Origin of the sequence: Helicobacter pullorum NCTC 12824, assembly GCF_017979475.1 — a bacterium.
GTDB classification, from domain to species: Bacteria; Campylobacterota; Campylobacteria; order Campylobacterales; family Helicobacteraceae; genus Helicobacter_D; species Helicobacter_D pullorum.
In genome coordinates this window covers 92048-112062 of the sequence record NZ_JAERIT010000005.1, presented here as the reverse complement: position 1 = coordinate 112062, position 20015 = coordinate 92048, and the positions used below count along the sequence as shown (strand labels likewise).

Here is a 20015-nt window from a genome sequence, read left to right as displayed (position 1 = left end):
AAAATCTCCTTATTACTCTAAAAAACCTTAGCAATTTTTATTCCAATTATCAGAAATTTTTAGTTGAAATTTTGCAATAGTTCCTTGCTTATCAGAGCGATTTTGCAAAGAAATATTGCCTCCCAATGCGTTTGCAGCATTTTTTGCCAAGAACAATCCAAGACCAGCTCCGCTTTTATTGCCAGCTCGTCTAAAAGGCGCATAAATATCATTGAGCTCCGAATCTATCCCACATCCTTCATCCATCACTATAATATTTAGCTTTCCATCTTCTACGCTACTTTTTAGCAAGATACTTTTGCCTTTGGGAGTGAATTTAAAAGCATTTTGTAAAAAATTTTGCACGATTTGGGTTAGCAGTGTGGGCTTTATTGTCAATAAAACTTCCTCTTCCCCGATCTCGACAAAAAAACTTTTATTTTCTTTTTTGCTAAGAATCATAAAATTATCGGCTATTTTTTTAAGTATTTTATTAATATCAACCATGCTTGATTTTTCAAATTGCGCACTCTCTTGCCTTCCAAGATCCAAAAGCATTTTTATAATTGCATTCATCTCATTAATGCTAGAGATATTTTCTTTGAGTGCATCGGTATAAACTTCTTTTTGTCTTTCTTTAATCAAAGTCACTTCACATTTTGTTTTCATAACTGCCAATGGCGTTTTTAATTCATGAGCAATGCCGATAAAAAGCTGTTTTTGACTAGAAAGATAATTTTTAATTCTTTGCAAAAGATTATTGATAGAATACACCAAAGGTTGAAACTCCAATGGCAACGCATTGTTATTTAATGTTTCTAAATCATACTCTTTGACTTTCTCTAAAGTTTGTGAAAGATTATGGATAGGCTTATAGAGTATATTAGAAAATGCCAATGCAAAAAGCTGTATCAAAATAAGTGCAAAGAAATTCACCAAGACTATCCCCTCAAAAAGATTCTCTAAAAACCACATCTCTTTGGTAATATTTTTAGTAATATTTAATGTCTTATTTCCCTTGTATGGGACAAAAAGTGAAAAATATACATCATCTTTTATGGTTTGCTTTTTGTAATATTCTTGTATAATTTTTTCATCTAAAACAACAATTTTGATTGTATCATTTGAAAGGATATTAGTATTTTGAATATAAAAAGATTGATTTGTTGTATAAGTAATATTGTTTGTAAGAATATGCTGGCTATATTTTTGCAACTCTTGTTTAATGTTGCCATAAGCGGTAAAATACAAATAGCTATAGAGTGCAACCGAAAAAATGACCAAAAGAGCGACAAAGGAAATGGTGATTTGTCTTACATAATCACCTCTTATACTCCTTTTGGATAGCAAAATCTATAACCTCTGCGTCTGACTGTCTCAATTGTTGCGATGTCTAAAGGTTTATCCATTTTTTGGCGAATCTGATTGATAGCAACTTCAATTACATTTGGTGTTACAAGCTCTGGTTCTTCCCAAATCGCATCTAATAATTGCTCTTTAGAAACAATTTGATCTCTATGTCTTGCAAGATGAGTTAAAACCTCAAATGGCTTCCCTTTAAGTTCGATTTCTTGCCCTTTATAGGTGATTTTCTCTTCATCAGGATTGATAATTAAATCTTCAATTTCAATAAGATTAGTCCCTCCAAATCTCAATCTAGCCTCAATTCTTGCCACCAATACATTGAAGTCAAAAGGCTTTGCCAAAAAATCATCAGCACCCGTTCTCAACGCTTCCACTTCACTTTCTGCATCATCTCTTGCAGAAATAACAACAACTGCAGTGCGTGGGGATTTGCTCTTGACTTGACTAATGATTTCCAAACCGCTCCCATCTGGCAACATCCAATCAACCAACACCAAATCATAGTTACGAATACTGATAAAATATTCCCCATCTTTTAAATTTTCTGCGACATCTGTTTGATAGTTAAATTCATTAAGCCCTTCTGTGATTGTTTTATTAAGGCTAATTTCATCTTCGATAATCAAAATACGCATTAAACTATCCTTACTATGTAAAATTAAAATTTCTTGAAATTATAGCATATTTTTAGCTATTTTTAAAAAAACTTTTATGAAAAATTAAAAAAATGCTAAGAAATTTTTAATTTTTCGTATAACCTTCCTCACCCTTTCTTTTGCAATCACAACAAAATATCCATAATCTTTTTTGAGGTATTGATTTTTCAACCAACATTAAGCCCTAGCTATATCTTGCGTTCTTTTAAAATATCTGCTATCAAAAATGAAAGTTCTATTGCCTGATTTGCATTCAATCTAGGATCACATTGCGTGTTATAATTGCACCCTAAATTCTCTTCTGTAATAGCTTGCATACCACCTATACATTCTGTCACATCTTCACCCGTCATCTCCAAATGCACACCACCTGCATAAGTCCCAACGCTTTTATGAATCTCAAAAAAGCTTTTGACCTCTTCTAAAATACTATCAAAAGTGCGTGTTTTATAGCCGCTACTTGCTTTAATCGTATTACCATGCATAGGATCAATGCTCCACAAAATCTCTCTACCCTCGCCCTTTACAGACTCAAGCAATTTTGGCAATTTTTCTTTGATTGTATTTGCTCCCATACGAATAATGAAATTCAAACGCCCTGCTTCATTTTTTGGATTTAATATCTCACAAATCCCCAAAATATCTTCCTTAGTAGCATTTGGACCAATTTTTACCCCCAATGGATTCTCTACTCCTCGCAAAAATTCCAAATGCGCACCCTCAAGATTTCTTGTTCTCTCTCCAATCCATAGCATATGTGCTGAACAATCATACCATTTTCCACTCAAATGATCTTTTCTTGTCAAAGCTTCTTCATAATTCAACAATAAAGCCTCATGGGAAGTAAAAAACTCTGTTTCGTGTAAAATCGGAGTATTGCTTGAATTAATCCCACAAGCACCCATAAAGGCAAGTGCTTGAGTAATTTTATCCGCCATTTCTTGATAACGCTCACTAGAGATTCCACTCACAAAATCCAAATTCCATTTTTGCACTTGATTTAAATCAGCCAATCCACCTTGTGCAAAAGCCCGTATAAGATTCAAAGTCGCCGCAGATTGATTATAAGCTTGCAAAATTCGATTAGGATTTGCTTCTCTAGCCTCTTTTGTAAATTCTATATCATTGATAATATCGCCGCGATAACTAGGTAGCGTAACTCCATTGATTGTTTCTGTATCACTAGAGCGAGGTTTGGCAAATTGCCCTGCTAAGCGTCCAACCTTTACAATCGGACAAGCCCCTGCATAAGTCAGCACTACTGCCATTTGCAAAATCACTTTAAATAAATCGCGTATTCTTATAGCATTAAAGTCAGAAAAGCTCTCTGCGCAATCTCCACCTTGTAGCAAAAAAGCCTCTCCTCGAGAAACTTTTGCAAGATGTTTTTTCAAAGATTCTGCTTCTCCTGCAAAAACAAGCGGAGGATACTTACTTAATTGCTTCTCTACACTCTCTAAAAGTGCAATATCATTGTAAATAGGTTGCTGGAGGGCAACTTTTCCCCTCCAACTTTTGGTATTCCATTCTTGTGTTGTCATTTTGGTATTTCCTAAAAAGCTAATTTTTCTTTGATTTTAGCAAATCCAAAATAAAAATGCCCTTACCTTAAAAAATATTGAATTTACTTTCCTAGATAAACTTGTCTTGGGCGTGTGATTCTTGCGTGTGGATTTTTAATATGCTCCATTACTTGTGCGCACCAACCTGGCATTCTACCAATCACAAAAATTGGGGTAAATAATGGAACAGGAATCTTAAGCGCAGTGAGGATAATACCGCTATAAAAATCCACATTGGGATATAAATTTCTCTCTTTAAAATAATCATCATTTAATGCAACTTCTTCGAGTTTTTCTGCTATTTCACTTAGTCGTGCATTCATTTTAATACCTTTTTGATTCAACTCATCTTTCAAAGCCTTAATAGCTTTGGCACGCGGATCGTAGCTTTTATACACTCGATGTCCAAACCCCATTAGCCTAAAAGGATCGCTCTTGTCTTTCACTCTTGCAATAAATTTATCAACATTTTTCACATCACCGATTTCTTCTAATTGAACCAACACTTTTTCATTTGCTCCACCATGAGCAGGTCCCCAAAGAGCATTGATTCCAGCAGAAATTGCAGCATAGGGATGCACACCTGTGGAAGCAACATTACGCACCGTTGTTGTTGAAGCATTTTGTCCGTGATCTGCATGAAGAATAAAAATTTTATCCAACGCTTCTACCTCAAGCGGAGTAATTTCTTCATGCCCTTCCAAAGTATATTTTAATCTACCTCCCGGATAAGCCCTAAGCATATAAAGAAAATTTTCTACATAACTTCTACTAATATCAGGATAAATAAAAGGGGCTCCGATAGAATTGCGATAAGAAAAAGCCACTAAAGTAGTAATTTTTGCAATGATTCTACGCGCCATTGTTTGATAATCATCTTCATCATCCATTTCTTTGTGGTCAAAATGAAAAGTAGATAATGCTGCTACTGCCGAACTTAAATTTGCCATTGGGTGTGCATTATCCGGAAAAGCGCTAAAGATATTTATCAAACCTTCATGCAAAAATGAACGATGCCTTAATTCTAAATCAAATTCTTTGGATTCTTTTTCATCTTTTGGCGCTTCATCTGTAATTAATAATTTAGCAACATCTGTAAATTTATATTTTTTTACAATTTCTTCAATAGGAATCCCTTTATAGAGTAATTTCCCATTTTTTCCATCAACATAACTAATAGTTGATTCGCAGCCTGCTGTAGAACCATAGCCGGGATCATAAGAAAATATATTTGTTCTTTCAAATAATTTACTAAAATCTACTGCTTTAGGACCTCTTGTGCATTCTATCAAGTCAAAATCAAATTTTTCACCTGTTTCATTATTGATAAGCGTTATATTTCCCATAACTACTCCTTGATATTTTTTGAATTTACAAGCATTTTACTGCACTTTTTTTTAAAAAAGTCAAAAAATAATTAAATTCTAAGACAAAAAAAATATTTTATACTTTTTTACACATTTTTAATTATAAAGAATGTCAATATTGCTTGCTGGTTTGAAATCAAATATTTTAGGATCGATTTTTGGATTTACTTGAATATCTTCAAAGACAATCTCAACTTGATTTCCCATTGAATCTTCAAAAGAGATTCTTTGCAAAATCCCTTTTGCAAAATACAAATGATATTTTTGATTTAAAATTTCTGCCACATAATGATCTTGAGCGATTTTTACTGCTTGATGAACAAGATTTAAAATATCTAAATTTTCCTGCAAATGCGTAAAAATGGCTTGCTCTAATTGTGGCTCATAAATAATCATAGTATCTTGCTCGATATAAATTTCTTTTGAAACTGGCGTTTGATATTTCCACAATAAGCTTCTTGGTGCGAGTGCAAAAATTTCTCCCTTATAGGTAATTGTATGCTCATCAGAAAAAATTTTTTGTGTAAATTTTGCCTGCATAGATTCTAATATTTTAATCTCTTTGGCATCCACCACACACAAAAATATCAATAATAAAAATATTTTTTTAAACATTTTAATGCTTAGAATCTTTATGTAAAAAATACAAACCTATTGCCAATGCAAGGATAGAAATTGCAAAAAACAGCATATCTTGAGTACTTTTCATGCCCATATTAAGCACTTTAGAGAAAAAAGCCACAATAAGAGCCATAACAATCACTTTTGCAAGTTTATCTTTAAGCTGGTCAAGCGTATGAATCTCTAATACCTTGGAGCTACTCTCATCTTTGATTTGTATTTTGCAAATAAATAACTCATACAATCCAAATGAAAAAATCAACAAAACAACAGCAATGAGATACAAATCAATTGCCATAATAATGGTGTTTAGCAAAATATTGTGAATATCAGAGCCTTCTGGTAGAGCATGCATATAATACAAGGCAGTATCTTTGGCTGCTTTGATAATATCCACGCTTGCCACAATAAAAAGCAAAATCGCTCCAACAAGCGATAAAACAACTGCCAAAATAATAAACATTCTGGCATTCCACATCATTTTTTCAAATACAATACGCATAAATTCCAATTGTGTTCCTTGATATTTTTGTGTGCAATTATAGCAAATCTATTCCTAATAAATTTCAAAAGTTTTATTTATGGCTTTTATTTGTTTTATTGAAAAAACCTCAAAATACAATTCTATAACGCACTCCTGTTTTTGTGCTATCTTTTTGTATTTTTCGATTTTCTCTTTGAATATAAGTAGAAAAATTTCTAAAAGGAGAATATTCTAGCCCATAATTCCAAATACGTTCACTTAGGGTGTCATTGTTTTGTATTAAAGATTGTCGAAAAATAATATTTTGAAGAAATTTATATTGCATTTGGTGTTCTATGCCATATTTTTCACTCCACTCTCCAGTTTGTGAATCCCTTATAAAGCCCCCTAGAAAAAACACAGAAGAATTACGATGCTCCAAAATAGGAAAGGTAAGATTGATATCTCCCCCCAAATTCTGTGTATCTTGACTAAAATAAGCATCTAAATTAACATTAAAATTCACTTTGGGAATATAATTTTCTAATACACCATCAATTTGCTGGCTAAAAATCGGAGAAATTTGCTTTAATGCGACATTAAAGATTTTATGGCTAAGCCCAAAAGGTTCTAATTCCCAATCATCACTTTTGAGATCTACCACTTCTTCTTGTTCCAAATAAGGAGATTTCTTATAATATTTTGGTATTTTATTTTCTACCACCGGCAATGGCACACCCAAGATATTCCCATATTTTTGAAAGCGATTAAAAGGATTATTGTGCTGAATATTTAGCTTAAGATACTTTGAAGCTTCCGTTTCCCTTTCTTTAGCAAAAGCCATCAAAGCAAAACATAAAAAAATAATAATTTTATTAAACATTCAAAAATTCAATTCTTCCACTTTTGCCATAAAATGCTCTAAAGCACTTTTGCAGCCTTGCACACTTAATTCTACGCCTGTTTCTAAAAATTCTCTTTTGAAAATCACAATCTCCATTTTCTTGGCTAGATATTCTATTTTGTTTAAACAAGAAAAGCAAACAAATACTCTTTGAATACTTTGGGGAATATAGGGCTTTAATTTCCCTTCATCTTTGGCTTTCAAAATCACCTCTTTGGCTCCTTGAGTATATGCTCTTACAAGCCCACCTGTGCCAAGCAATGTCCCACCAAAATAGCGTATAGTCAATAAAGCACAATCAATCAAATTATATCCTCTTAAAACTTTGAGGGTTGGCATTCCTGAAGTCCCCTTTGGCTCCCCATCATCACTAAAAGATTCTTCAATTTGCTCTTGAGGATTCAAAAAACGACTAGCAGTCACAAAATGCACTGCCTTAGTGTGTTCTTGACGCATTAAAAGTAGCGTATTTTCAAAATTTTGAATGGGTATAAGCATGGAAATAAAGCAAGAGCCCTTAATCTCAAAAGCACTCTGCGTTTCTGCTAGAGGATAGAAAAGCTCCACACTTAATGCCCTCTTTTGAGATTTCCACTAGAGAATTGTATGATTTTATTAGGTATCTCATCTAATCCTACAATTTCGCAAACTGCCCCTCTTGCAATTGCCTGTTTTGGCATACCAAAAACAACACAGCTATTTTCATCTTGCGCTATTGTGTAAGCCCCATTGTCATAAAGCTCTTTTATGCCTATACTTCCATCATCTCCCATGCCTGTCATAATGATTGCAAGTGCATTTTTTCCAACAACATTATTGACGCTACGGAACATCACATCTACACTAGGTTTATGGCGAGAGATTCTTTCTCCATCGACACTTTTTGCATAGTAATCATTGTAATTTTTATCCAAAAGCAAATGTTTGCCCCCGGGTGCTAGATAAGCACAAGAATTATGCAAATGCATTTTTTCATTCACTTCAAAAACTTCAATAGAAGAAATGCGATTCAAACGATTTGCAAAAGAGGTAGAAAAGCCCTCTGGAATATGTTGTGTGATAATAATAGGGGGTAAATTTTTTGGCAATACTTGCAAAATTTTTGCAATTGCATCTACCCCGCCTGTGCTTGCTCCAATAGCAATAAGCTTTTTGCCTTCGCTTTTATATGGATTAGATTTCAAGATTAAATCTGGATGATATTTGTGATTAATTTGCATCAAAAATCAATCCTTAGTTTTAATAAAAATATTTTGCCCCAAACGCTCCACCTTTGGTGCCAACCCCAAAATACTCTCTGAATGCCCCAAATAAAGAGTTCCACCAACTTTTAGATGAGAAAAAAGTTGATTGAGTATTTTTTCTTGATCCTCTACCTTAAAATAAATCAAAACATTGCGACAAAAAATAATGTCAAATTCTCTTTGCCCAAAAGGATAATTTTTTGCATATAAATTATGCTGCTTAAAGGTAATAATATTCTTTAGGGATTGCTTAGCATTCATATAAATTTCTCTTTGGCTCTTTGGTGCTATCTCAAAAAAATCTTTAATATCTAGCCAAGTGGGAAGAGGATTCAAAAAAGTATCTACCACATATTTTCCCTGTTTAGCAAATTCTAAAACCGAAGTATCAATATCTGTGGCTACAAGACTAATGGGGATATTAGCTTTATAAATATCCTTTGCATAAAGCAAGGTTGCAGCAATTGAATAAGGTTCTTCCCCTGTCGAACTAGCCGAGCAATACACCTTTAAAGGCTCATTTTCTCGCAAGCGATGAGGCAAAATGCGATTAACCATATCCAAAAAATGAAAACCCTCACGAAAAAAATCTGTTTTGTTGGTTGTAAAACTATTAATAAAATCTTGCTTGAATCTTCCTGCTTTAAGCTGTATAAAAAAATCATTAAAATTTTCAATCTTTAAATCACGAGCCAACTTTTCTAAGCGATTTTTAATCGTTGAATCTTTGTTACTAGGAAGATGGATTCCTGCCATTTCATAAATCATTTTTCTTGCTTGATTAATTTCTGTTTCACTAATTATTGGCAATATTTTTCCTTTTTAAATAATCTTTTTTCCATTCTTCAACCTTCAATGAATCTGCAATCTGCCCTATTTTATTGTATTGTTCATAATAATCAAAAGTAAATCTTGCAAGTTCTTCTCTTATGGGCTGATAGTAACCTTCTTGGTCTTTTTTCACATAATCAAACAAAAACCCAGATGCATCTGCCTTAGAAAGATAAAATTCAATTAGTTTATTATAAGTTTGTAAATATTTCTCTACCAAAAGAGGTATTTTTGTCTCATCTATTTGCAAAGCTATCTCTTCAAAGCTTCCATTATACCTTAAAACCCCCACTTCAAACATAATATCCAAATGAATTAATCCCTCACAATAATAAGGCAAAACCTCATTTTCCTTTTTCCATGCAATTAGCCCAACTGCCCTTGTAATTGTGTTAAAAATTAATTCCTTCAAAAGCGTATGGTTTTGTCCTACAAAATAATAAGCTAACCCTCCCATAGTAGCTTTAAATTCTTCTATATTTTTAAACTGACCACTCTGATTCATTTTCAATTCAGTATCTAAACTTACCCACAAAATATGCCCAAATTCATGCCCTATAGTCGAAATTTCATAAACCTTATACCAATCTTCTTTCCTAAAATACAACATCTCCCGATTAAAATCCAAAAACTCTTTGGGGAAAGTTTTGCTACTTAAAAGCATAAAAGGTTTTGAGCATAAAATCTCTCTCACCCTATCAGGAAAATAAAATATTTTCTTTCCAAATTTTGCGCTCACACTCTCATCATTAGGAACTACTTGAGCACTAAATAACCCATTAATCTCCGCTCCATAAAATAACAAAGGCTGCCCACCATAGCTTTGTGTTTTTTGCAAAGATTCTTGCACGCAAATATCAATTTCATTTTTATAAGCAGAATTTGGCATTTGCTTTGTATATTCTCTATAAAACTCCAAAAAAGATTCTTTATTAATCTTTAATTCATCTTTATGATTTAGATTAGTTAAATCCAAACCTTGATAAATCTTGGCAATTCTCAAATCCCATTCAGGTGCAACTGCTTTTCTATAATGATCTTCATAATACTCCAAAGGATGCCCAATCTGTAAAGGAGTGGTAATTTGCATCCAAGCTTTATCCACTTTTCTCCACGATTCCAAAAGCTTACTCACATCTTCTTGCAACAAAGCTTCCCTTAAAGCTTCCAAATAATTAAGATAATATTGCTTTTGCTCCACTTCTGGGCAATTTTCTTCTATGCCTTTAAGTTGTATTAAAACATTTTCAAAAACTTTTTTAAATCTCTTAAAATCCTCTTGAAAAAATTTTGCATAAGCTATTGCTTGATATTGATTGTCTTGCCACACAGGGATAGAATAACTTCTATCACTCATTTCACCATTTTCTGTTATTTCCATACTCTCTTGAAGTGCTTTTAGAATCTCTTCGATATTTTGATATTTTTGCTTTAATTCTTGATTAATTCCTAAAATCAATTCCCTTTGCCAATTTTCAAAAAAACCATTAAACACCAAACCAATTTTATGAATACTTTGGAGCAACTCTCTCAAAAAAGGCGTCAAAAGATTCTTATTGCAAATAAAGTCTAATACTTTTTCATGCTTTTGCATATAAAAATCTCGTGTAACTTGAAACATTAAAAAGCGTATTTTTAAAATTTCCTCTTCTTTAATCCCCAATTTCTCCAAAACATTTACCAAAGCACCTTCTTTTAGAGATACGATTCTATCAATAACAGCAAATGTTGTTTCTGGAGTTTTTGGAATTAGTTGAAAAACGCATTCTAAAAATGCAGGGATATTTTGGGCTTCTACCTCGTGATATAGGGAATTGACTTTTTGATTTTCATTTTCTAAAAAATAATAAATTTCTGCAATATCTCTAAAAATCTCTTTTTTATTTTTCACCCATTTCCTTTTTATATTGCTCAATAATTTCGTATGCTGCATTAATTTCTTGCAATTTTGCTGTGGAAGTTTTGATAATAGATTCTTCTAAACCTTTATGGTGCAAAATATCAGGATGATACTCTCTCACTAATGCTTTATATTTTGTCTTAATCTCTTTTAAATCCGCTTCTTCACTTACCCCTAAAACCTTGCAAGCTTCCTTGTAATCTTGTTTGATGTCCTCTTTGGAATAAAATTCCACAAAAGCATCATACATTTTATTGAAATCATCATTTTCAATTTCCAAATACGCAGCGACATCCAAAATCACTTCGCGTTCATTTTCGCTTAGAACTTTATCAGCATAAGCAAGCGCCAACAAATACTCCACAAGCTTCAAGCGACTTTTATATTGCCCTTTTGTCAAATCCGCATACGCTTGACTTAATTCCTCGACACTTTCGGCAGTATTTTGAAAAATAGAATGCAGAATCTCCAAAATTTCTTCTTTTTGATTCATAGCGCTTTGCAATGTAAGTGATTGTGCAATATCTTCAATAGTGTTTTCTATTAGCTCTTTTTCAAGCTCGCAGATCTTCCCATCACTTTGTGCTAACTTTGCCAATAATCCAACCATTACTCCATACTGACTTTTTTTGATTTTGCTGTCTTTGCTTAAATTCTTATAAGGGTCTTCATATTCTTGAAATTCTTCTTGGATTTGATTATCTTGAATAGTTGTTTGAAATTGCTGGCGTTTTTGAGGATTTGATAAATAATCTTTGAAATTAATAAAAGCTATCGCAATAATTACGATTGTAATAAGTAGCAGAATCTCCATATTTATCCTTAAAAAACTTGAATATATCTATTGAAAAAAGCCTTTGATTTTCCCTATAACTCCCTCTGACTTCAAAAATCCTAATTCTTGCAACTTTGCTTTAATCTCTTTTAATTCTTCTTCATTAGCATCTACTTCGACACTCTGACTTGGAATATCTACTTTTAAAGTAGGGAATTTTTGTCCTAAAGATTCTTGAATTTTATTAACACAACCTTGACATTTAATATTAACACATTGGATTTTCATAATAATTTTCCTAAAATAAGTTGAAGGTAAAAAGTGGTGGGCCCTATAGGACTTGAACCTATGACCAATCGGTTATGAGCCGAGTGCTCTAACCAGCTGAGCTAAGGGCCCTTCTTTAAAAAATTTTTAGAAGCGTAATTATACACAAATTTATATTTAAAAGCAAGAAGATGCTCTAAAATTGCAAATAAAATAATAAAAGTAATAAAACTACTCCCACCATAACTAAAAAGCGGCAATGGGATTCCAACCACAGGGGCAAATCCTATTGTCATGGCAATATTTACCCACGAATAAACAAAAATCAATAATCCCACACAATAAGCAACTACTTTGAGAAAATAATCCTTACTATCCACATTGCCGATACTAAAAATATGAAAAATCAATGCCACATACAAAATAAACAATCCAATAACACCCACAAATCCAAAACGCTCCGCAAAATAAGGAAAAATAAAATCACTTGTCGCAATAGGCAAAAAACGATAAGTCGCTTGAGTGGCATTTTCTTTTTCTTTGCCAGAGATTCCACCCGAACCAACCGCTATAATTGATTGCTTGACTTGATAATCAGGCTCTTTTAATACAAAATCCACAATGCGTTTTTTTTGATAATCATGCAAATTTGCATACAATACCGGAGAGAGAGAACCCACGCAAATAAGTAAAACCAACCATATTTTATAATTCACTCCCACCAAAAACAAAACACCAAATCCCATAATCAACAATACAAGCGCTGTCCCTAAATCTGGCTGTTTTAATATCAAAACAAAAGGCAATAAAATAAAAAAGGAAAGTTTCAAAAATTCTTGCAATCCATAACCATTTTTCTTAGGGGGATTCTTAGTAATCAAATAAGCAAGCATCAAAATCAAAGCAGGTTTCATTGTCTCTGAAGGCTGGAAGGTAAAATGCACAAAAGGTATTTCAAGCCACCTACGAGCCCCAAGCCTCATATCGCCAAAAAAATCTACCATAATCAGCAATATAATATTAATCCAATAAAACCCAATAATCGCCCAAGTCATACGCCGTATAGGAATCAAAAAAACTACAATAAAAATCAATAATCCAATAAAAGCATAAATAAGGACTTTATTACCCAAAAATTCATTGTTTTCATTAATCAAAAACCACGATAACAAAATCAAAGGAGTCACTAATAAAGGTAAAGTAAAATCAAAAAATGATAAAATATTTCTATTAAACCCAAACAAAACAAATAAACCTTAAAAAATAAATAATAGAAATTTTAACATAATTTAATCTAGGAAAGAATAAAACATTTAGCAATGGAAAGAGAAATTTTAAATTTTTTGGTAACCTCTCAAGAATCTGGAATGCGTTTAGATATTTTTTTGGCAACAAAACTAAATTTATCACGCAATAAAATCAACAAAATGCTTCACAACAAACAAATCACCCTCAATCAAATACAAGCCTCAAAAAATGGAATTATCCTCAAAGAACAAGACCAAATTCATATCTTCCCTTCTCTTTTGGAAGCTGCCAAACCCACTCCAAAAATCCACATTCCAATCTTATATGAAGATGAAGATTTATTAGTCCTCAACAAGCCCATTAATTTGGTTGTGCATAAAACCAACCAAGAAGACACCCAATACACGCTCCATGAGTGGCTAAAAGAGCAAAATTTCAAACTCTCCAATTTGGGAGATTCTTATCGAGAGGGCATTATTCACCGATTAGACAAAACCACCAGTGGCGCCATTGTCATTGCCAAAAATAACCATTCCCATCAAATCTTAAGCCAACAACTCAAAACCAAAGAAATGGGACGCTATTATCTTTGTGTTATCAACCAACCTCTCAAACAAGATATTATTATAGATTCGCCTTTGATAAGACACCCAAAAAATCGCTTAAAATACATTACAACTTCCAAGCAAACTCCAGATTCCAAAGATGCAAAAACTGCATTTTTCAAAATCATCGATAATGGCAAAACTGAACTCATAGGCGCAAAACTTTTTAGTGGCAGAACACATCAAATCCGCGCTCATTTAAGCAAAATTAATCGCCATATTCTAGGAGATTTTTTTTACAACTACAAAGGAAATTACACACAAAGGATTCTTCTCCACTCTTCTTTGCTCTATCTAAAGCACCCCACCACCCAAAAACACTTAAAAATCTATGCACCTCTTTTTGAGGATATGCTTCTTTTTTTGCACCAAAATTTTTATGCCTCACAAGATTTTGAATCATTTGCAAAAAATTTCATTTTGCCTTTACAAGATATTTATCTTTCAAAATTTACTTAAAACAAAACTTAGCTAATTTATAAAAATAATAGATTTTTTGGCAAATCTATGCTATGATAAAACTTTTTAATTATTTACAAATCAAAACCTAAAAGCATATTTTAGGAAATTTAAGGATTCTTGATTATGTTATTTTTATTTAAAAACACTTTTTTTAAGCTTTTAATATTAGTTATTGCCGCATTTTTTAGTGCTTGTAGTAGTTCAAGTAGCAATTTTAGTTTTGGGAGCACACCCTCTATTAATCCAAACATTACTCCTCCTAGTGACATTCGTGTATTAAGCGATGTTAATACAATTGCATTTGAATGGAATCTAATCCAAAATCCAGAAATAGCAGGTTATTATATCTATCGCAAAAAGCCAAATGAAACAAGCTTTAGCAAAATTGCCACGCTAGATTCTCGTTTCACAACACATTATGCAGACAATAAACTTGAATCCAATACCGAATATCTCTATCAATTTGCTTCTTTTGATGCACAAAAAAACATTTCTCAATTCTCCTCACCCATTAGTGCAAAAACACAATTTATCACCGCTGTAAGTTATATTGAAGCCATAGGAAACTACCCTAGAAAAATTAAAATCATTTGGAATCCTCACCAAGATACAAGGGTAATAGGCTATATTATAGAAAAAAAAGATTCCAAAGGAAACTGGGATAAATTAGCCGATATAAATAATCGCTTATTAGTGGAATATTTGGATACCAAGCTTGAAGATAACGCAACGCATGAATATAGAATCTTTGCTTACAATGTCAATAAAACTCTATCCCTCCCCTCACAAATTGTAAGTGCGACCACAAAACCCAAACCAACCCCTATTTCTAATTTTACCGCAAGCAACAATATCCCCAAACAAATCACACTCAAATGGGATTTGCATCAAAATCCAGAAATTACACAATACAACCTCTTTCGCTCAAGTTTTGAATCTAATTTTTTTAGCAAATTAGCCACAATTCCAAATAATACCAATACTTACCAAGATATTATTGACGATAATGGCAAACAATATTATTACAAAATTACCGCTACTGATAAAGATGGCATAGAAAGCCTTGAAACAGGACCGATTATAGGAACTACTTTGGGATTGCCTAATACCCCTTTAATCACTTATGCACAAATTGAAGGAAATTCTGCAGTTATACGCTGGAATCCACAAGATAATCGTGCAGTAGAATATATTGTGTATAAAAAAGATTCAAGCTTTTTTGGGGAAACTTTGCGTTACAATAAAGTCCTTACACCAGAATTTATTGATAATGAAGTTAGGGCTGGAGAAAAATACTATTACCGAATCAGCGCTGTTGATGAAAATGGCTTAGAATCAAAACAAACTGAAGAAATTATGCTATTTTTACCTGCCAAATAATGCCACATTTCAAAACTCAAAGCCTCACCCTTCCTCCCCTTCCATTTACCTCTACAACAAAAGAAGGGGAATTTACTTTTACCAATTTATTTACTTCGGCTAATAATCCTAATTTTTCGCTTTTGCAAGTGCATTTCTCCCCTACTCTTTCTTCGCTAAAAAACAAAGACTACTTCCTAGAAATCAAAAAAACTAACCATGAAACCATTGTAAAATGCGATAAAAACTCAAAAATTGCCCCCATTGGCATTATCAAAAAATCCCTAGAAATTCTCTCTCAATTTCAAGATTCCTTACTCACCCACAATCTTCATGAAAAAAATAATCTCTATTTGGGAAAAATACCCTTTATTAAGCATATTGAAGATTTCTTGGATTTTGACACTCTACTCAAAAAACAAAAACTTAAAAATCCAAAAGTTTGGCTTGAAATCGGCTTTGGTAGCGGTAGGCATCTCCTCTATAATGCCCAAAAACACCCTAATATTTTACACATTGGTTTAGAGATTCATTATCCATCTTTGGAGCAAGTTGCTAGACAAATTGAATTAAATAAACTTGATAATATCCTACTTTTAGCCTACGATGCTAGAATCTTCTTAGAGCTTCTTCCCTCCAATACACTTGAAAAAATATTCGTGCATTTTCCAGTCCCTTGGGATAAAAAACCCCATAGAAGAATCTTTAGCAATGCCTTTCTCTCTCAAGCCTCAAGAGTGTTAATACCAAATGGACATTTACAATTACGCACAGATAGCTATGAGTATTTTTGCTACGCAAAAGAGCTTGCAATCTCTAACCCTAATTTAGAGATTCAATACACTTCAAATGCACAAGAAGAGATTATCAGCAAATATGAAGCTAGATGGCTAAAACAGCAAAAAAATATTTACAATCTTGAAATCTTTGCAAAACAAAGCAGTAGCCCTATATCTTTTGATTATACATTTGATTTTTCAAACACTTCCCTTCAAAAATTCTTTCAAAAAAAGAAAATTATTCAAGAGGATTATTTTTTGCACTTAGAAGACTTATTGATTGCAGATTCCACAGATTGCAAATTACTCAAAATTGCATTTGGCGATTTCAATTATCCAGAAACTCGCTACCTTATAGAAGATACACATTTGCATTATTTTAGAGAAAATCCATTACCAACGCAAATTAATCACAAAGCCCACCAGCTGCTTATTTCACTCTTAAACCAAAAACCAACACAAGGACTTTAATTATGGAAGCAATCATCAAAGCACAAGGCATTAACTTAGGCTACAAAGATGAAATTATCATCAAAAACGCCAGCTTTAATATTTTTCCACAAGAATTTGTTTTTATTAGTGGTCCTAGTGGAAGTGGAAAAAGCACACTCATACGCTCTATTTATGGAGATTTACCGCTCAAAAGTGGCTCTTTGGAAGTATGCGGAGTGGAAATGTTTAAAACCAGCAAAAAAAACATAGAAAATCTACGCCGCCATCTTGGTATTATTTTTCAAGACTACAAATTAATCAAAGATTTCAATGTCGAAAAAAATGTTATGCTTCCTATGATTATCGGGGGTTTCACAAAAGAATCTTGCAAAGCTCAAACTGATAGACTTCTAGCACACATAAAACTCTCCCACAAAGGCAATAAATATCCTTTGGAATTAAGCGGGGGAGAACAACAAAGAGTAGCAATGGCAAGAGCGCTCTCTCATAATCCACTTTTGATTTTGGCAGATGAACCAACCGGAAACTTAGATGATTATTCTAGCGAAGTAATTTGGAGCTTATTAAAAGGTGTTAATGAACAGCTTGGCATTACTATTGTTGTTGTAACTCACAGAATCCCAGAAACTTTTGGTATTAAATACAGACATCTACACATTGAAGAAGGAGTAATTTATGAACTCTCTTAAAAACCATTTATCTCTAATTATTCCTTTAGTTGCGCTCTTATTTGCATTAGAAAGCATTTTGCTCGTTAATCGCACCTTGAATGATTATGAAAACACGCTTGGAAAAAACTATGCAATCATTTTAGCTTCTACAAAAGAGCTAAATTTACAAGACATCAAAGAAAAAATTAGCGAATCCCAAAGCCTTACTTCAATAGATTCCAAAATTGTGCTTGACCGCCTAAAAGATAATATTAGTCAAGCAAATCTTATTGTTTTAAAAAACACATTGCCACATTTTTATTCCCTAAGTCTCAATACTTACCCTAGCTCTGCTCGCCTTAGTGTCATCAATAATTCCCTAAAATCAATTGATGGCATCATACGAGTAGAAACTTTCACCAAAAGCCACAGCCAAATCTACCAACTTCTTTTAATAATTAATAGCAGCGTTATTATTTTTTCTAGCCTCATTGCATTAATTAGCCTTCTTTTAATGTTTAAACAAATTGAAATTTGGAAATTCCAACATTTAGAAAGAATGGAAATTATGACTTTGCTTGGTGCGCCTTTATGGATGCGTTCGCAAATTTTATTCCGTCTTGCTTGCTTGGATACCATTATTGCCACCATTATAGTAGGGATTGGATTGTTTTATGTATCTACAAACCCTACTCTTTTGATTTTTATGCAAGAACTTGGATTAAAGCCTGATATTTTCTCGCCTTTAAGCGATTCTATTGTTTTATTGCTTGTTGGTTTGGTAGTTTCTTTGGTTTCTGTGTGGATTGTTAGTTTGCAACAAAAGGACTAAAATGCCATTCAAAATTCTTGTTATATTTCTTTGTTTTATTAGCCTTAATGCCGACCAAAAAGAAATCACTCAAAAAATTTCACAAAATAAAACCGCTTTAGAAAGCAAAAAGAAAAAAGAAGCACAAATCAATCAAAAACTCCAAGAAATCGGGAATCACATCAACAAACAAAAAGAAGAATTAGAAACTTTGGAAAATATCATCCAAGAAAGCGAAAAAAACATCTCCAAAAATAAGCAAGAATACACCACAAAAGAAAAACTCATCAAAACCTTATCTAACGAGCAAGAAACCCTTTATCAAAAACGCAAAAACATCGAACTTGCTATTATAGATTTGGTAGCCAAAGATATTTCTTTTGCCATTTTATTAAACGATTTTCAACCAGAATCTATCCAAGATCTAATCACAGAAGAAAGTTTCAAAGCAATCAATCACTCCACAAAAGAGCAACTAACCAATCTAAGCCAACAACAAACACAAATTATACAAGACATACAAGCCCTACAAAATGAAATAACGCAACTAGAAAAATTTATTTCCCTAGAAGACAAAAAAAGAAATAATCTCAAAGACTTGCAAGCCAAACAAAAAAAGATTCTAGCCACCTATCAAAAAGAAATGGATAAATACAACAAAGAACTCCAGCAAATCGTCAAAGAGCGTGATAGCTTGCAAGAGATTCTAGTTCAACTCAATATCCTTAAAAGCCAAGAAGAAGAAAAACGCAAAAAACGAGAAGAATTAGCCAAAAGTCAAGAAAAATCTCAAACTCCCCAAACCCAAAATGATTTTGATGTCCGCCAAGTAGCAAGCTCTTATCACAATATTAGCACCACAAAATACAAAGGCTCCAAAACTATCGCACCCCTAGATGATTTTGAAATACAAAAAAGATTCGGACCTTATTATGATCCAGTTTATAAAATGAAAGTTTTTAACGAATCAGTTACTTTACTCACAAAAGGTGATGATAAAGTAAAAAGTGTGTTAGATGGCAAGGTCGTTTTTGCCAAAGATACCCCTATTTTAAAAAAAGTTGTCATCATTGAGCACAAGGATAATATGCACACCATTTATGCACAACTCGACAAAATAGCCCCCACTATTAAACCCGGAACAACCATCAAAAAAGGCTATACAATAGGAAGAATAGAAAATACATTAAAATTTGAAGTTACATTAAAAGATAAGCATATTGACCCATTAGAGTTAATTTCTTTAAAAAATTAATCATTTTTGTTTCATTTTTTTGTAAAATATCCGATATACTTTTAAAATGATTCCATAGATAATAAGGAGATTGCTATGAATATCACAGAAAATGGAATGAATATTGCTGGTAATATGCAAGTGAATTCTTATCAACAAGGAGAAAGCACCTATTCAAATAATGTTTCTTCTGCGACAATGCAGCAAAACATTCAAGAAAGTAACGAGCAAAAAAATATTGAAGAGCAAAAACAAGAGCTTAGTCAATTAGCACAGCAGCTCAACAAAGAGTTAAGCCCTCTTAATACAAGTATTGCTTTTAACTTTAGCGAAGATATTGAAGGATTATATATTACTGTAAGCGAACGTGATACAAATCGCCTTATACGCAAAATACCAAGTGATGAGGCAATGCAGTTAGCGGCAAAAATGAAAGAAATTGTGGGAATGATTTTTGATAAACAAGCTTAAATAAGGAGG

Annotated in this window: 21 protein-coding genes and 1 tRNA gene; 7 read left to right on the top strand and 15 right to left on the bottom strand. The window is 32.8% G+C overall.

The window, feature by feature from the left end:
* Positions 1-27 precede the first annotated feature (27 nt).
* From JJQ98_RS05280 to JJQ98_RS05210, 15 genes are all read right to left on the bottom strand, one after another.
* Positions 28-1329, bottom strand: a complete 1302-nt coding sequence (locus JJQ98_RS05280; RefSeq protein ID WP_230845548.1) for a sensor histidine kinase — start codon at positions 1327-1329, stop codon at positions 28-30.
* On the bottom strand, positions 1308-1979 hold the full coding sequence (hsrA, locus tag JJQ98_RS05275) for a homeostatic response regulator transcription factor HsrA (RefSeq protein WP_005021080.1): 672 nt from the start codon (positions 1977-1979) through the stop codon (positions 1308-1310). The genes JJQ98_RS05280 and hsrA overlap by 22 nt, the downstream gene beginning before the upstream one ends.
* A 209-nt stretch (positions 1980-2188) precedes the next feature.
* Positions 2189-3541 carry a class II 3-deoxy-7-phosphoheptulonate synthase gene (locus JJQ98_RS05270; protein ID WP_005021076.1) on the bottom strand — a complete coding sequence of 451 codons (1353 nt, stop codon included), beginning with the start codon at positions 3539-3541 and terminating at the stop codon, positions 2189-2191.
* A gap of 83 nt (positions 3542-3624) precedes the next feature.
* A complete protein-coding gene (locus JJQ98_RS05265) occupies positions 3625-4908 on the bottom strand; it encodes a citrate synthase (protein ID WP_005021074.1) in 1284 nt (427 codons plus the stop codon).
* A gap of 117 nt (positions 4909-5025) precedes the next feature.
* The gene (gene lolA, locus JJQ98_RS05260; protein WP_065829974.1) at positions 5026-5544 is read right to left on the bottom strand and encodes a LolA-like outer membrane lipoprotein chaperone; all 519 of its coding nucleotides are present in this window, start codon (positions 5542-5544) and stop codon (positions 5026-5028) included.
* A 1-nt stretch (position 5545) separates the two neighbouring features.
* Entirely contained in the window at positions 5546-6052 is a 507-nt protein-coding gene (locus JJQ98_RS05255) for a YqhA family protein (RefSeq protein ID WP_151104740.1), read from the bottom strand.
* 109 nt (positions 6053-6161) lie between these two features.
* The gene (locus tag JJQ98_RS05250) at positions 6162-6896 is read right to left on the bottom strand and encodes a hypothetical protein (RefSeq protein ID WP_151104599.1); all 735 of its coding nucleotides are present in this window, start codon (positions 6894-6896) and stop codon (positions 6162-6164) included.
* Positions 6897-7484, bottom strand: a complete 588-nt coding sequence (locus JJQ98_RS05245; RefSeq protein WP_151104600.1) for a YigZ family protein — start codon at positions 7482-7484, stop codon at positions 6897-6899.
* A 2-nt stretch (positions 7485-7486) separates the two neighbouring features.
* On the bottom strand, positions 7487-8137 hold the full coding sequence (locus JJQ98_RS05240; RefSeq protein WP_179853497.1) for a CheB methylesterase domain-containing protein: 651 nt from the start codon (positions 8135-8137) through the stop codon (positions 7487-7489).
* 6 nt (positions 8138-8143) lie between these two features.
* Complete coding sequence (locus JJQ98_RS05235) at positions 8144-8971, bottom strand: CheR family methyltransferase (protein WP_005021059.1); 828 nt, start codon at positions 8969-8971, stop codon at positions 8144-8146.
* Complete coding sequence (gene ciaB, locus JJQ98_RS05230) at positions 8958-10883, bottom strand: invasion protein CiaB (protein WP_151104601.1); 1926 nt, start codon at positions 10881-10883, stop codon at positions 8958-8960. Before ciaB ends, JJQ98_RS05235 begins: the two co-directional genes overlap by 14 nt.
* Positions 10873-11706: a TerB family tellurite resistance protein gene (locus JJQ98_RS05225; protein WP_151104602.1), complete on the bottom strand. Its 834-nt coding sequence runs from the start codon at positions 11704-11706 to the stop codon at positions 10873-10875. Before JJQ98_RS05225 ends, ciaB begins: the two co-directional genes overlap by 11 nt.
* Before the next feature lie 27 nt (positions 11707-11733).
* Complete coding sequence (locus tag JJQ98_RS05220) at positions 11734-11955, bottom strand: heavy-metal-associated domain-containing protein (protein WP_054197745.1); 222 nt, start codon at positions 11953-11955, stop codon at positions 11734-11736.
* Between the two features lie 34 nt (positions 11956-11989).
* Positions 11990-12066: transfer RNA gene (locus JJQ98_RS05215), tRNA-Ile, on the bottom strand.
* Entirely contained in the window at positions 12057-13178 is a 1122-nt protein-coding gene (locus JJQ98_RS05210) for an FtsW/RodA/SpoVE family cell cycle protein (RefSeq protein ID WP_060661147.1), read from the bottom strand. The genes JJQ98_RS05215 and JJQ98_RS05210 overlap by 10 nt, the downstream gene beginning before the upstream one ends.
* Before the next feature lie 75 nt (positions 13179-13253).
* On the opposite strand from JJQ98_RS05210, the gene JJQ98_RS05205 reads away from it, so the two are divergent.
* From JJQ98_RS05205 to JJQ98_RS05175, 7 genes are all read left to right on the top strand, one after another.
* Positions 13254-14246 carry an RluA family pseudouridine synthase gene (locus tag JJQ98_RS05205; RefSeq protein ID WP_233711701.1) on the top strand — a complete coding sequence of 331 codons (993 nt, stop codon included), beginning with the start codon at positions 13254-13256 and terminating at the stop codon, positions 14244-14246.
* A gap of 126 nt (positions 14247-14372) precedes the next feature.
* A complete protein-coding gene (locus tag JJQ98_RS05200) occupies positions 14373-15629 on the top strand; it encodes a fibronectin type III domain-containing protein (RefSeq protein ID WP_151104603.1) in 1257 nt (418 codons plus the stop codon).
* A complete protein-coding gene (gene trmB / locus JJQ98_RS05195; protein WP_151104604.1) occupies positions 15629-16858 on the top strand; it encodes a tRNA (guanosine(46)-N7)-methyltransferase TrmB in 1230 nt (409 codons plus the stop codon). Before JJQ98_RS05200 ends, trmB begins: the two co-directional genes overlap by 1 nt.
* Positions 16859-16860: 2 nt before the next feature.
* Entirely contained in the window at positions 16861-17529 is a 669-nt protein-coding gene (locus tag JJQ98_RS05190; RefSeq protein WP_005021046.1) for a cell division ATP-binding protein FtsE, read from the top strand.
* The gene (locus tag JJQ98_RS05185) at positions 17516-18322 is read left to right on the top strand and encodes an FtsX-like permease family protein (protein ID WP_060662692.1); all 807 of its coding nucleotides are present in this window, start codon (positions 17516-17518) and stop codon (positions 18320-18322) included. The genes JJQ98_RS05190 and JJQ98_RS05185 overlap by 14 nt, the downstream gene beginning before the upstream one ends.
* Before the next feature lies 1 nt (position 18323).
* Positions 18324-19556 carry a murein hydrolase activator EnvC family protein gene (locus JJQ98_RS05180; protein ID WP_060662691.1) on the top strand — a complete coding sequence of 411 codons (1233 nt, stop codon included), beginning with the start codon at positions 18324-18326 and terminating at the stop codon, positions 19554-19556.
* A 75-nt stretch (positions 19557-19631) separates the two neighbouring features.
* Positions 19632-20006 (top strand): flagellar protein FlaG, encoded by a 375-nt coding sequence (locus JJQ98_RS05175; protein WP_005021041.1) that lies wholly within the window; start codon positions 19632-19634, stop codon positions 20004-20006.
* Positions 20007-20015: the final 9 nt, after the last annotated feature.